The sequence below is a fragment of the Actinocorallia libanotica genome, from assembly GCF_039525175.1.
Classification (GTDB): Bacteria; Actinomycetota; Actinomycetes; order Streptosporangiales; family Streptosporangiaceae; genus Actinocorallia; species Actinocorallia libanotica.
This window is the reverse complement of the sequence record NZ_BAAAHH010000001.1, coordinates 591522-604711: the sequence shown is the minus strand read 5'-3', so window position 1 is coordinate 604711 and position 13190 is coordinate 591522. Positions and strand designations below refer to the sequence as shown.

General features: G+C 71.7%; 11 protein-coding genes. 6 read left to right on the top strand and 5 right to left on the bottom strand.

Annotated features, from left to right (window positions below):
* Positions 1-21 precede the first annotated feature (21 nt).
* Positions 22-1017 (bottom strand): diaminopimelate epimerase, encoded by a 996-nt coding sequence (gene dapF, locus ABD140_RS02945; protein WP_344236368.1) that lies wholly within the window; start codon positions 1015-1017, stop codon positions 22-24.
* A 175-nt stretch (positions 1018-1192) separates the two neighbouring features.
* Between dapF and ABD140_RS02940 the strand changes: the two genes are divergently transcribed.
* The 5 genes from ABD140_RS02940 (at position 1193) to ABD140_RS02920 (ending at position 5473) form a co-directional block, all read left to right on the top strand.
* On the top strand, positions 1193-1579 hold the full coding sequence (locus tag ABD140_RS02940) for a hypothetical protein (protein ID WP_344236367.1): 387 nt from the start codon (positions 1193-1195) through the stop codon (positions 1577-1579).
* Between the two features lie 83 nt (positions 1580-1662).
* Positions 1663-2337, top strand: coding sequence for a DUF6766 family protein (locus ABD140_RS02935; RefSeq protein WP_344236365.1), 675 nt, complete (start codon positions 1663-1665; stop codon positions 2335-2337).
* Entirely contained in the window at positions 2334-2846 is a 513-nt protein-coding gene (locus tag ABD140_RS02930) for a DUF6328 family protein (protein WP_344236363.1), read from the top strand. The genes ABD140_RS02935 and ABD140_RS02930 overlap by 4 nt, the downstream gene beginning before the upstream one ends.
* A gap of 151 nt (positions 2847-2997) precedes the next feature.
* Positions 2998-5064 carry a catalase gene (locus tag ABD140_RS02925; RefSeq protein WP_344236362.1) on the top strand — a complete coding sequence of 689 codons (2067 nt, stop codon included), beginning with the start codon at positions 2998-3000 and terminating at the stop codon, positions 5062-5064.
* A 58-nt stretch (positions 5065-5122) separates the two neighbouring features.
* Entirely contained in the window at positions 5123-5473 is a 351-nt protein-coding gene (locus ABD140_RS02920; RefSeq protein WP_344236360.1) for a plasmid stabilization protein, read from the top strand.
* A gap of 128 nt (positions 5474-5601) precedes the next feature.
* Here the strand turns inward: ABD140_RS02920 and ABD140_RS02915 are convergent, their stop codons facing one another.
* Positions 5602-6651 (bottom strand): DUF5753 domain-containing protein, encoded by a 1050-nt coding sequence (locus tag ABD140_RS02915; RefSeq protein WP_344236358.1) that lies wholly within the window; start codon positions 6649-6651, stop codon positions 5602-5604.
* A gap of 225 nt (positions 6652-6876) precedes the next feature.
* Between ABD140_RS02915 and ABD140_RS02910 the strand changes: the two genes are divergently transcribed.
* Positions 6877-7062 carry a hypothetical protein gene (locus tag ABD140_RS02910; protein ID WP_344236356.1) on the top strand — a complete coding sequence of 62 codons (186 nt, stop codon included), beginning with the start codon at positions 6877-6879 and terminating at the stop codon, positions 7060-7062.
* A 1-nt stretch (position 7063) separates the two neighbouring features.
* Here ABD140_RS02910 and ABD140_RS02905 read toward each other — a convergent pair whose 3' ends face one another.
* The 3 genes from ABD140_RS02905 to ABD140_RS02895 are packed head-to-tail and all read right to left on the bottom strand — an operon-like array spanning position 7064 to position 13163.
* Complete coding sequence (locus tag ABD140_RS02905; RefSeq protein ID WP_344236354.1) at positions 7064-10441, bottom strand: SbcC/MukB-like Walker B domain-containing protein; 3378 nt, start codon at positions 10439-10441, stop codon at positions 7064-7066.
* Positions 10438-11634: a TIGR02678 family protein gene (locus tag ABD140_RS02900; RefSeq protein WP_344236352.1), complete on the bottom strand. Its 1197-nt coding sequence runs from the start codon at positions 11632-11634 to the stop codon at positions 10438-10440. Before ABD140_RS02900 ends, ABD140_RS02905 begins: the two co-directional genes overlap by 4 nt.
* Complete coding sequence (locus ABD140_RS02895; protein ID WP_344236350.1) at positions 11631-13163, bottom strand: TIGR02677 family protein; 1533 nt, start codon at positions 13161-13163, stop codon at positions 11631-11633. Before ABD140_RS02895 ends, ABD140_RS02900 begins: the two co-directional genes overlap by 4 nt.
* Positions 13164-13190 lie beyond the last annotated feature (27 nt).

Sequence of the window (13190 nt, the reverse complement as noted above, 5' to 3'; positions counted from 1 at the left end):
CGCCTGCCAAGCCCCCCGCGGTCACGGCATCGCGGGACGCACTCCACGGGCGCGCAGGGCCTCGGCGTTCTCCTCGTACAGGGCCGAGAACGCCGCCGCCTCCGCGGGGTCGCTCTCCTCCTCCCACTTCAGCGCGCCCTCGCCCAGCAGCTCGGCCGGCTCCAGCTCGGTGCGGTAGACGATGGTGGCGTTGCCCTCCAGCAGGGGCTGCCAGCCGCCGTCGCGCTCCTGCAGCCTGCTGCGGGCGGGGCCGCCGGCGTTGCGGACCAGCACCGGGCGGTCCGGCTCGACCAGGCCCAGCCGGGAGAGCGCGGCGCGGGAGGCGGCGATCCCCGAGCCGCAGGAGGGGGTGAGCCCGGCCCCGCGCTCGAACGTGCGCACGAAGACCTCGTCCTCCCCCATGGGCAGGACGAAGCTGGCGTTCGCCCCGATCGGGAACGCCGCGGCGTCCGCGGCGATGCGCCGGCCGGTGGCGACCAGCTCGTCCTCGTCGTAGGCGTCGACGACGGTGATCAGATGGGAGTTGGGGACCGCGACGGCCGTCACCGTCCGGGACGGGTGGTAGGCGGGCAGCGCCTGGTCGACGAACGGGTACGCGACGCCGGCCACGATCGGCTCGGCCGGGGCGAAGTCCACCGCGGGCAGCTCCACCTCCACCCGGCGCACCCCGTGCGGGGTCGGCTCGACGTGCCGAACGGCGAAGGAGTAGGGCCCGGTGTGCACCAGGACGCCATCGGCGGCGTGCCGGTCCAGCAGGAGCCGGCCCACCGCGCGCATCCCGTTGCCGCACAGCAGGGACGGCGAGCCGTCGGGGTTGAAGAACCAGGCCTGGGCCGTCCCGTCCCCCCGGTCGGCGACGAAGTAGGCGCCGTCGCCGCCGAGCCCCAGCTCCCGGTCGCAGAGCCGTTCGACGGCGCGGGCCACGTCCCCGGCGGCCAGCAGGGCGTCGGGCGCGCCGTCGATCACGAAGATCTCGTTGCGCGAACCGTGGGTCTTGGTGATCGAGAGGGTGGGCATGGACCGCTTCCTGGAAGGTGCCGAGAACCGCAGTGACCAGCGGGTCGATCACATTTTACAAGCGGGGGCGGCCCCGCCGGACGGGCGCGGCGGGAGCGTTCGCGCTCCCGCCGTATGAGGCCCGGTTCACCCCGTGATCTGGCGTTCTTTTCCTGATCACGGGTAAAGGAGGGCCATGAGGAGATGGCTGGTGCTGGTGTCGGTCGCGGCCGCCTTGGCGGGCGGCTGCTCCCAGGCGCAGGACGCCTCCTCCATCGAGACGACCGCTCGGGACTTCTTCGGCGCCGTGTCGGACGAGGACGGGCAGAGGGCCTGCGCGCTGCTGTCCTCCGACGCGCGCGAGAGCCTGGAGACCGGCGGGGACTCCTGCGACGAGGAGATCACGAAGCTGCGGCTGGAGGGCGGGGAGGCCGGGCGTCCGGAGATCTGGGGCGAGCAGGCGCGCGTCCGGATGGGCTCGGACACGGTGTTCCTGACCCGCTGGGCCTCGGCCTGGCGGATCACCGCCGCCGGGTGCGAGCGGCGCGTCGGCGAGCCCTACGACTGCGAAGTGGAGGGCTGAGCCTTGCGCACCCTGTTCACCGCGACCCTGCTGTTCGTCTTCGCCGGCCTCGCCTACTTCATCGCGATCGGGGTGATGCACCGGTGAAGCGCTTCCTGCGGGACAACGGGCTCACCCTCTTCTTCCTGCTGATCATGCTGCTGGCCCTGGCCGGGCAGGCCGTCTCCGGGCTGCTGGACTACAACGACCGGGCGGCCTCCCAGGGCGGCCACCCCGTCACCCTGTGGCGCTACGTGACGGGCTCGCAGTTCGCGGTGGACGTGGCGGAGAACTGGCAGTCGGAGTACCTGCAGTTCTTCCTCTTCATCATCGTCACCGTCTGGCTGGTCCAGCGGGGCTCCCCCGAGTCCAAGGCCCTGGACAAGCAGGGCACCGAGTCCGACGCCGATCAATTGATCGGCATCCACGCCCGGGAGGACTCCCCGGGGCCCGCCAAGAAGGAGGGCTTCCCGCTCTGGCTCTACGGGCGCTCCCTCGGGCTGACCATGGGCGTCATCTTCCTGCTGTCCTGGTTCGCCCAGTCCGTCGCCGGACGCGCCGCCTTCAACGCCGAACGGCTCGCCGACCACCGGGACACCCTGACGTGGACCGGGTACCTCGCCTCCGCCGACTTCTGGAACCGCACGCTGCAGAACTGGCAGTCGGAGTTCCTGGCGGTGGCGTCCATGGCCGTCCTCTCCATCTACCTCCGGCAGCGGGGCTCCCCCGAGTCCAAGCCCGTCGGTATCCCCCACCACACCACCAACGTCGAAGGATGAGACAGACCTTGAACATGGAAGACCCCCGGAGCATGGACGGAAACCCCAGCGCGGTGCCCGGCGAGTCCCCCGCGGCCCGGGCCGACCGCAACTTCGTGGAGCTGCTGCAGGGGCTGAGGGTCGCCGTCACGGGCGTGCAGGTGCTCTTCGCCTTCCTGCTCACCGTGCCCTTCTCCCCCGGCTTCGAGGAGGTGACCGACGCCCAGCGCAACCTGTACTACGTGGCCCTGGTGTCCGCGGCGGTCGCCTCCATCTTCTTCATCGCCCCCGCCGCCCAGCACCGCATCCTGTTCCGCCAGGGCCTGAAGGAGCCGCTGGTGCACCGGTCGAACCGGTACACCATGCTCGGCACGCTCGCCCTGGCGGTCTCGATCACCTCCGCGAGCCTGCTGGTCGTCGACTACATCTTCCGGTGGGACCTCGCCACGGCCACCGCGATCGCCCTCGCCGGCATGGCGTTGTGGATGTGGTTCCTCGGTCCCCTGCTCTACCGCTCGCGCCGTGGCTGACGTACGCCGAGTTCCCCCGAAAATTCGAACATAACGCGAGATAATCCACAGATCATCACGGTAAATAAACCGCAAGTGTCGGATTCAGCCTGTGCTGCCGGGGCAGGTCGCGATACATCGGACTCTGCGCGACATACAAGGTGGAACAGGCATGACCAACGACGGCACGGCCAAAGATCAACAGCTTGCCAATTTCCGAGTAAAGGCCGATGAAGGAAAACTCACCACAGATCAGGGCATCCGTGTCGACGACACCGACAACTCGCTCCGCGTCGGCGAGCGCGGGCCGAGCCTGCTCCAGGACTTCCATCTCCGCGAGAAGATCACCCATTTCGACCACGAACGCATTCCCGAACGGGTGGTGCACGCGCGGGGCGCCGGCGCGTACGGCTACTTCGAGCCCTACGACGACTCGCTCTCGCAGGTCACCAAAGCGCGTTTCCTGACCACACCGGGGCTGCGGACCCCGGTGTTCGTCCGGTTCTCCACGGTGGCGGGCTCGCGCGGCTCGGCCGACACCGTGCGGGACGTGCGGGGTTTCGCCACCAAGTTCTACACCGAGGAGGGGAACTTCGACCTGGTCGGTAACAACATGCCCGTCTTCTTCATCCAGGACGGCATCAAGTTCCCCGACTTCGTCCACGCGGTGAAGCCCGAGCCGCACAACGAGATCCCCCAGGCCGCGTCGGCGCACGACTCGCTCTGGGACTTCGTGCAGCTCCAGCCCGAGACCATGCACATGATGATGTGGCTGATGTCCGACCGGGCCATCCCGCGCAGCTACCGGATGATGCAGGGATTCGGCGTGCACACCTTCCGGTTCGTCGACGCCGGGGGCCGCAGCACGTTCGTGAAGTTCCACTGGAGGCCCAAGCTCGGCATCCACTCCCTGGTCTGGGACGAGACGCAGAAGGTCGCCGGGCAGGACCCCGACTACAACCGGCGCGACCTGTGGGAGGCGATCGCGCACGGCGACTTCCCCGAGTGGGAGCTGGGCGTGCAGCTGGTGCCCGAGGAGGACGAGCACAAGTTCGACTTCGACCTCCTGGACTCCACGAAGATCATCCCGGAGGAGGTCGTGCCGCTCAAGCCGGTCGGCCGGATGGTGCTCGACCGCAACCCGAACAACTTCTTCGCCGAGACCGAGCAGGTGGCGTTCCACCTCGCCAACGTCGTGCCCGGCATCGACGTCACCAACGACCCGCTGCTGCAGGCCAGGCTGTTCTCCTACCTGGACACCCAGCTCATCCGCCTGGGCGGCCCGAACTTCCACCAGATCCCGGTGAACCGGCCGGTGGCGCCCATCGCCAACCACCACCGCGACGGCTACCACCAGATGTTCATCCACCAGGGGGAGGCCGCCCACCACCCCAACACCATGCTCGGCGGCTGCCCCGCCCTGGCCACCGACGGCTCGGCGTACTCCTTCTACCCGCAGCAGGTCGACGGCAAGGTGATCCGCAAGCGCGCGGAGAGCTTCAACGACCACTACAGCCAGGCGACCCTGTTCTGGAACAGCATGTCCGTCTGGGAGAAGAAGCACATCATCGCCGCGTTCCGCTTCGAGCTGGGCAAGGTCACCCGCAAGAACATCCGCGAGGGCGTCGTCCGCAACCTCGCGCACGTCGACCACCACCTGGCCGTGGCCGTCGCGGAGGGCATCGGCGTCGCCCCGCCGCAGAAGGCCGAGGAGACGCACAAGAACAGCTCGCCCGCGCTCAGCCAGGCCACCGATCCCGTGCAGAGCGTGGCCACCCGCAAGATCGCGATCCTGGCGGCCGACGGCGTGAACGCCTCCGACGTGATCCGGGTGACCGAGGCCCTCGGCGGGCAGGGCGCCCTCTGCGAGGTGCTCGCCGCCCACGACGGCGCGGTCCAGGGCTCGGGCGGGGAGCCGGTGGAGGTCGCCAAGGCGCTCACGACCACCGGCTCGGTGCTCTACGACGCCGTCTACGTGCCCGGTGGCGAGGAGAGCATCTCGACGCTCGCCGAGGATGGCGACGCCGTGCACTTCATCACCGAGGCCTACAAGCACGGCAAGGCCGTCGCGGCCTCCGGCGCGGCCGCCCTGTCGCTGCTGGAGCGGGCCGAGGTGCCGACGTCCGGCGAAGGCGTGGTCACCGGGGAGGCGACCGACGCGCGGTTCACCGACGCCTTCACCAAGGCGGTGGCCGCCCACCGCCACTTCGACCGCGATTCCGAGCGCGTACCCGCCTGACCGGGTCCGCTCGGACGACACCCGCGAAAGACAAGGTCAGCACAGAAGAGGAGAAGAGATGCCCCAGGCATGGAGTGACAAGCGAGAGCGGCAGTACGAGCACATCAAGCAGTCCCAGGAGGAGCGCGGCACCGGTGACAAGCGCGCCAAGGAGATCGCGGCGCGCACCGTGAACAAGAACCGGGCCCAGAGCGGGGAGGCCCGCGAGTCCAGCAGGTCCTCCCGCCGCGGCCCCTCGCCCCAGCAGCGCGGCGGCAAGCGCTCGGGCGGCTCCTCCCGCTCCGGCGGCTCCTCCCGCCAGGGCGGCCGCACCCGGGACCAGCTCTACGAGGAGGCCAAGCGCCGGGACATCCCTGGCCGATCCAACATGACCAAGTCCGAACTGGAAAAGGCGCTCAATGCCCGTTGACCGCCCCGGCCGGCGTTTCGGCCGATGATCCGACCGGCGATCCGGCCGGGCGGGGGACCACTCCCGTCCGGCCGTTCTTTCTTTTGCCGGAGTCGAGGTAATTGTCGGATATATCAGCTTCGTGGAGATCAGGAGAAGGAGCGGCGGGCGTACAGTTGTGCGAGGATTTCGCGGCTCTCCGCAGGAGATCGAGCCATGATGGCGAGTTTGCTGAATTCCATGGAGAAATAGGAGACATCCGCCTCGCCGTCCGGGTAGAGGGCGTAATCCGCCTGGGGGAGGTAGACCAGGTCCGGGCGCCGGGCGTCGGCGAAGCGCAGGAGTGTCACCGGGCCTCCGCCCGGCGGGCGTCCCGTCTCGTCGGACGGCAGGATCTGCACGGTGACGTGCCCGGTCCGTACCGATTCGAGTAGGTGGCCGATCTGCTCGTGCAGCACCCTGCCGCCGCCCGGCGGGCGGCACAGCGCCTCCTCGGCCACGAGCGCCCACACCCGGGGCGGGCGCACGCGGGCCAGGACGCGCTGCCGTCTCGTCCGCAGCTCCACGTGCCGGTGCAGCTCCTCCTCCGGCAGGCGCGCGTGGCGGTCCCGCAGGGCGGCCCGCGCGTACGCCGGGGTCTGCAGCAGGTCGGGGACCAGCCGGGTGTCGTAGACGCGGATCAGCGTGGCCGCGGGCTCCGCCCGCAGGTACCGCTCCAGCCAGGCGGGCACGAGGTCCTCATACCCCTGCCACCACGTCGCGGGCGCCGCCTCCGCGACCGCCACGGCCGTGCCCCCCGCGCCCGCCCCTCGCACGGCCCGCCCGCGCGCCGCGCCCGCGAAGCCGAGCCGGACCGCGCCCAGCGCCCGCTCGGCCTCCTCGTGCAGGCCCTTCCAGTGGTCGATGCCGCCCACGCGGCCGGGGTCGACGCCGTTGCGCTCGGCGATCACGCGCAGGACCGTGATGAGCGACAACACGAACGGCCAGCGCGGCAGGCGCAGCCGCGGGCCTTTGAGGTGGTCGCAGATCGTCGAGTCGTGCAGGAGCTGGATCTGCCTGCCCTGGGCGGCCAGCCGCGGCGCCAGCTCCCGCGACGCCTTCTCCGCCGCGCCGTAACTGCTCACTCCCGAGGCCAGCCAGGCGGCGTTCAGGGCGGCGCGGAACTCCCTGAGGATGCGTTCTCGTTCTCGCTCGGTCATCGTTCACGTCCGTTCTCTGGGACGGCCCGGAGTGGTGGTGGAAACATGTTCTCACTTCATGCGGACCGTGTCCGACAGGTTGTGGAGAGTGAGCAGAACCGGTGTTCACCGCTTCCGGGATCGTCCGGCGGCGTCCGAACTCGTTCCACCGGGTTCCTGGTGGAAGGATCATTCCGCCACAGTGGACGCACGTTCTCCACCTTCCGGAAGCGAGGTGCCGTGCCGGTGCTCGAACCGCTCCCCGCCTTCCCGCCGACCGACGCGGACCTGCTGGCGCTCCTGCTGGTCACCACCTGGTCCGCCCGCACGGGGCGCACCCTGCGCCCCGTGCCGGTCGGGGAGCTCAGCGCCGCCGAGCTGGTGGAGTTCTGGGCGGACGACCAGCTGGAGCCGCCCTACTCCGGACGCTGAGTCAGGCGGTCCGCTCGCCGTCCCAGACGAACCGGGTGGTGGTGACCGCGTCGTCGCCGTCGCCGGTCTGCAGGACGTGGACGGCGATGCCGTCGAGCTCGCGGTACTCGCACCACTCGTGGTCGGAGGTGAGCACCAGGTCCAGGCCGAGGTCCACCAGCAGCTGGAACACCTGGCCGCGGTTGGCCCGGTCGACGCCGACGAAGACCTCGTCGAGCAGGATGAGGCGGGGGCAGCCGGGATCGCTGCGGTAGTGGGCGGCCACCGCCGCGAACAGCGGCAGGTGCAGGGCGATGGCCTTCTCCCCGCCCGACAGCGCGCCGTGCAGCTTGCGGGTGAGCTCGTGCCAGCCCCTGCCGTCGCCGCGGTCGAGCCGGACGACGAACTGGTGCCAGGCGGTGTAGTCCAGCACCTTCAGGAGCTGCTCCTCCCAGGACGCCGCGGTGTCGTCGGCACGCGCCTCGTCGAGCAGGCCGCGGAAGAACCGGTGCAGGACGGCGCGGTCGGCCTCGTCCAGCTCCGCCGGGTCGCGCAGCAGCAGGTCGCGCGCCTCCAGGGTGCCGGCGGCCCGGCGCGGGTCGACCTGCCAGACCAGCTCGACCGCGACCCGGGAGGCGGTGCGCACCCGGCGCAGCCGCTCGTTCATGCCCGCGACCAGCTCGGCGGCCTGGCGGATCCGGTCGGCCAGGTGCCTGCGCACGTCGCCGGCCAGGGTCCGGTCGAACAGCTCGTGCTCGGACTCGGAGATGTCGGCGCTGCGCTCGTCGCGTTCGGCGCGCAGCGCCTGCTCGAAGGCGGCGACGCCGAGCCGGATGCCGCCGACCGCGGCGGTGAGGATCCGCACGTCGTCGTCGGGGGTCAGCTCCAGGTCGGCGCGGGACTGCAGGGCGTCCCTGGCGTGGTGGTAGGCGTCCTGGAGCGCGGTCTCCGCCTCGCGCACGCTCCTGGGCTCGTGCGGCGTGCCCGCCAGCCGCTCGGCGATGTCCCGCGCCGCCGCCGCGACCGCCACCGGGTCGGTGCCGGGCGACGCCACGTCGAGGCGCGCGTCGGTGAGCAGGTGGCCGCGGGTCAGGCGGTGGAAGCGCGCCACGGCCCGGTCGCGCGCCCTGGCGGTCTCGGCGCGGCGTCCCTCCAGCGCGGCGGTCTCGTTGGTGAGGACGCCGAGGGAGACCCGGAGGCCGGTCCGCCGCTCGGCCAGCTCCTTCAGCCGGCGGCGCCCGGCGCGGCGCTCTTCCAGCGACTCCTGGATGCTCTGCAGGATCTCCCGGTGGGAGGCGCTCAGCGCGGTGTCGACGGCGGCGTGGCGTTCCGCCAGCGCCTCGGCCCTGGCGGCGGTCTCCTCGGCTTCGGCCGCGGCCCGTTCGGCCAGTTCGCGGTAGGCCTCGGCGGTCTCCTGCGCGGTGTCCCGGTGCACGGCGGCGGCACGGGCGCGTTCCCGCGCGTCGAGCCAGACGTTCAGCGCCTCGTCGGCCTTGTTGCGGGCCGCGTCCAGCAGGTCGAGTTCGAACTGCGAGGTGGGCAGGCCGAGCTTGGCGCCGACGTAGCCGAGCTTGCGGAAGGCCGCCGCGACCTCCTTCTCGCGGGTCTTGACGTGCTCCTGCCGGATGCTGGCGGCGTCCTCGCGGTCGGCCAGGGTGTGTTCGGCCCGGTCGAGCGCCCGTACCGCCGCCTCGAACGGCCCCCGGTCGGGCCGGGCGGCCAGTTCGGCATCGCAGGCCTTGCGCTCCTGGACCAGGGAGAAGGTGACGGGCTGCGTCCGCGGCGCGGTGAGGAGCGCGCCGATCCGCTCGGCCGCCAGGCGGTCGAGCGCGCTGTCGCGGGCGGCGCCGACGAGCGCCTCCACGGCGGCGGAATCCTCGGCCGCGGCGGTGAGCGCGGGCCCGTCGAGCACCAGCAGGCCGCATTTCTCCGCCCAGACGGCGTAGGCGGCGGCCAGATCGCCGCCCAGTTCGTCGCGCACCGTCCGGGACAGGGCGGCGGCCTCCTTGGCGGCGGCCAGGCGTTCCAGCGCCTCGTCGCGGTCGTGCTCGGCCTCGGTGCGCAGCCGGACGGTGTGCGCGTGCGCCCGCACCTGGGCTCCCGCCTCGCGGATCTGGGCGGCGCGGGTGCTGATCGCCGCGCGCAGGAGGGTCCGCGCCTGCGTGACGCCGGGCGTCTTGCGAAGCTCCTCGTAGACGGTCTCCAGCCCGGAATGCTGCGCTATGTGCACCGCGTCGTCCTCGGCCTGCGCGAGCATGCCCTCGGCCTCGGACAGCTCCTGGCGGGCCAGCTCGGCGGCCTCTTCCCTCTCCTCCGCCTCGCGGTCCGCCTCCTCGGCCCTCCCGCGCTGCTCGTCCGCCAGCTGCGCCACCTCCACCGCCTCGGCACGCAGCCGCGACAGGTCATGGCCCGCCCGATAGGCCTCGCTCTCCTTGAGCCCTTCGACTTTGGCGTCGAGCCGTTTGACCAGGTTGTCGGTCTCCACGTGCGCGGCGGCGACCTCCTCCAGTTCCTCCTCCGTCGCCTGCAGCGCCTTCCGTCCGGCCTTCAGCTCGTTCTCGACGGCCTTCGTGGACGTGACAGCGGCGAGCACGGTCTGCGAGGCGGCGCGCAGGACCCGCTGCGCGTACGTCTTCTGCCTGGCCGCGAGCCGCGCGGCCTCATCCACGTGCTCGTCCAGGTCACGCAGCTCGGTCCGCTGCCGGTCGAGCCGCTCGAAGCCCTCGGCTATCTCGTGGATCTCGCTCTCCCCGAGCGGCGGCAGCGCGCTGGAGAGCAGCTCGGACAGCAGTCCCGGGTCGAGCCGTTCGGACAGTTTCGGCGTCCGAAGCTGGCGTAGCGCCGCCAGAAGGGAGTCGTAACGCGCCGCGCCGAGCTCCTGGTAGAGCGTCTGCCGCACCCGGGCCCGGTACTCGTCGGCCGAGCTGTAGACGGTCCCGTGCGCGCCGATCGCGGCCTCCAGCTGCGCGCGGGTGAGCGGCTGCTGGGTCTCGGTGGTCAGCGACAGCCCCTCCCCGACCCGCAGCCCCGTGATGAAGTACGTCGGCACGACCGTGGTGGTGTGCGCGGTCGCCTGAAGCCGCACCCCGCAGGTGAACCAGCGCCCGTCCGCGTGCCCGAACTCCAGCCAGACGTACCCGGCCCGGGTCGTCCCCGTCGCCCCGTCCCCCATGAGGTTCCAGTGCATCGTGCGTTCGGTCCCCCCGAACGTCGACAGCCGGCTCGCCTTCAGGCTCCCGTCCAGCACGAAGGGCAGCAGCAGCTCCAGCATCTTGGACTTGCCGCTCCCGTTGGGGCCGCGCAGCAGCAGCCGCCCCTTGTGGAACTCGAAGACCTCGTCGTAGTAGCGCCAGACGTTGAGGATCCCGGCACGCGACGGTATCCAGCGGGGTTCTGTCATGTGGTTTCCAGGGCGACGCGGTAGCGGGCGGCTGCGGGGAGGGGGAGGGTCATGCCCTCGGAGCGGTGGACCAGGCCGAAGAGGGCCAGGGCGTCGAGGGCGTCGTCGAGGAGGCGGGCGGGGCCGCCGGAGGACTGGTAGGCCCTGGCCCAGCCGGGGAAGCGCTCGAGGATGCCGTCGATCTCCTGCCTGAGGCGGATCGACGACAGGGGGCCGTGCGTGGCCAGGAGGTCCAGCAGGAGGAGCGCGGCGACCTTGGCGGGGGTGCCGTCGTCGGGGAAGCGCTCGCCGGTCGACAGTCCTTCGGGGTCGACCAGCAGCAGGCCCTCGGCGCGTTCCTCCAGGGCGAAGCCCGCCCGTTCGGCGGCCTCCCGGACGATCCTGCGGCCGGTGGGCGAGGAGAGGTACTCCCGCTGGGCGGGGGTGAGCTCCTTGTGGTAGACGACGGGGTCGTCGAGCAGCCTGCGGATGAGGGAGTGGCGGGTCCACAGGGCGCGCTGCGTGCCGGTGCGCTCCTCCTCGGCCGCGTCGCCGTAGCGGCTCTCCACCGCCAGTTCGGCGGGGTCGGGCCAGTGGTCGTCGGCGTCCTCGGTGCGGGACGGGGGGACGGGCGTGGCCAGAAGGCGCGTGATCCGGCTGGTGTCCACCCGGTAGAGGACCTTGGCCTCGGCGTCCCTGAGATAGGTGTCGGTCATGCCGTCCGTCGCGGCGATCACGCCGTAGTGCTCCAGCAGTTTGAGCGCGTCCACGAAGGCGGAGCGCTCGTCGGCGCGGAGCGGGTCGAACTCCGGGACGTCCGGTTCGGCGGCGGCCGCCTGCACGATGCCGCGGGCGAGCATCCCGATGGTCGTGACGGGCGTGGCGAGCAGTTCGGCGCAGGCCAGGCAGAACAGCGTGTAGCGGCGGCGGTCGAAGGGGGCGCGGCCGCCTCTGCGGCGGCGGGCGGGGCGGGCGGGGCCGGCGTCCCCGCGGACCTTGATCAGGCGCGCGTAGCCGTGGCGGGGCTCCACCACGAGCCGCCAGCCGCAGTAGTAGTCGAACCACGCGGTGAGCGGGCGGCGGCGTTTGCGCACGAGGTCGAACCCCGCCGGGTCGAGGTGGACGGAGATGAGCGGGTCGCGCAGCAGGAGCCTGATCGCGCGGGCGATCTCCTCCCGCTCCCGGCGGGCGAGCTGGTTGCCCGATCGGCTCATGCGCTCGCCGCCGTCCTGCCGGAGACCCGGATGTCGACGGCGTAGTCCGGGCCCCGGAGCCGCCCTTCGGCCGTGTGCAGCACGGCCGTCGCCCCGTCCTCGGGCGGGTACAGGATGATCTCGGTCCTCCCGTCGGACGTGACGGCGCAGCGCACTCCCGAGGCGTCCGCGCGTTCGGCCAGGGCGCGTCCCAGGAGTTCCAGCAGCCGCCCGAAGGTGCCCTGGTCGAGGCGGCCGAAGGACGACAGGCGCACGGGCCCCCGGGTGGAGAGCGTCGCCCAGGCCGCTTCGAGCTCGGCGCGCTCCTGTTCGGCGCGCGCCCTTCGCGCGGCGCGTATCGCGCTGACGTCGCGGACGCGCCCGGGTCTCCCCATGCGCTCCGTCTTGCCTTTTTCGCGCAGCAGGGCCGACACCCGGACGGGTGCCGCCTGCCCCCAGGGGATCCCGGCGGGGATGGCCTCGGCGTCCTCGTGGCCGAGGTGGGCGTGCTGGGCGGAGCCGAGCCCGAACGCCACGGCCCACAGCCGGTGGGCCTCCGCTTCGGAAGGCGCGGTGGCGAAGCGGCGTGCGAGCGTCCGGAAGTCGCCCGCCACGCTCGAAGAGCGCCGCCGCGAGTCGGTGATGCGCTCCAGGACCTGGAGCAGCGAAACGATGGCGTGCCTGGCCACGTCGTGGAGCTGCATCACGTGCGGGGTGCCGTCGTCTTCGGGTGCGAACCAGTCGCGCAGGCGCTTCCACTGGACGGCGCGCGCGTTGAGCCAGGCCGCGGCCGGGTCGGTTCCGTGCACGGGAGGGAGCTCGGCTCCCGCGAGGGCGCGTTTGTGCAGGGTGTTGACGCCGTGCGCGTCCACGGTCTCCAGCGCTTGGGCGATGGCCCCGGCGCGGGATTCCAGATCGGTGACGAACTCTTGGAGGTAGCCGACGGTCGCGCGTTTCACTTCGTGGAAGGTCGCGAGATCGGTTCCTTCGACGCGCATCAGCCGTTGCAGCTCGCCGTTGAAGCCTCTGGTGTTGGTGCGCAGCGCGTCCAGGTGGCCTTCGAGTTCCTGCAGCGCCGTGAAGATGCGCCGGTCCTGGCTTCTGTCGGCGTCGTTCAGCAGTCTTCCGAGTTCGTTGAGCCGGTCGGCGATGGCGTTCAGTACCGCTGTCTGCAACGCGCCAGAGGAGCTCAGCACCGTCAGCGCGTGCTGCACTCCCGCGAACGCGGCTTCTCCGCGCCGGGTGAGCGAGTACTGGAGGTTCTTGCGCTCGTATTCTTCCGCCGTCGCGAAGTGGCCGGAGTGGTTGAAGACCACGTCCAGCAGCCCCCACTGCGCCAGCCCGTCGAGCACGCCGCTCAGTTCTCCGGCCTCCAGCGCGAGGTACCATCCCGACGCCCGCAGCCGCTCCAGCACCTGTTCGACGGTCAGCGCCGCGGGCATCCGTTCGCCGGTCTCCCCGAAGACCCACAAGACGGCGGTGTGCAGCTCGGATTTCTCCGTCGTGGTGAACCGGAACATCTCGCCCGGCACCCGAGGCAAACCTGCCACCGCGCATCTCCTCCCCAGCCGCCAGCC

Bases quoted from the DNA above. Each gene is read 5' to 3' on its own strand.
- dapF (WP_344236368.1), bottom strand. From the start codon at position 1,017: ATGCCCACCCTCTCGATCACCAAGACCCACGGTTCGCGCAACGAGATC.
- ABD140_RS02940 (WP_344236367.1), top strand. From the start codon at position 1,193: ATGAGGAGATGGCTGGTGCTGGTGTCGGTCGCGGCCGCCTTGGCGGGC.
- ABD140_RS02930 (WP_344236363.1), top strand. From the start codon at position 2,334: ATGAGACAGACCTTGAACATGGAAGACCCCCGGAGCATGGACGGAAAC.
- ABD140_RS02925 (WP_344236362.1), top strand. From the start codon at position 2,998: ATGACCAACGACGGCACGGCCAAAGATCAACAGCTTGCCAATTTCCGA.
- ABD140_RS02920 (WP_344236360.1), top strand. From the start codon at position 5,123: ATGCCCCAGGCATGGAGTGACAAGCGAGAGCGGCAGTACGAGCACATC.
- ABD140_RS02915 (WP_344236358.1), bottom strand. From the start codon at position 6,651: ATGACCGAGCGAGAACGAGAACGCATCCTCAGGGAGTTCCGCGCCGCC.
- ABD140_RS02905 (WP_344236354.1), bottom strand. From the start codon at position 10,441: ATGACAGAACCCCGCTGGATACCGTCGCGTGCCGGGATCCTCAACGTC.
- ABD140_RS02900 (WP_344236352.1), bottom strand. From the start codon at position 11,634: ATGAGCCGATCGGGCAACCAGCTCGCCCGCCGGGAGCGGGAGGAGATC.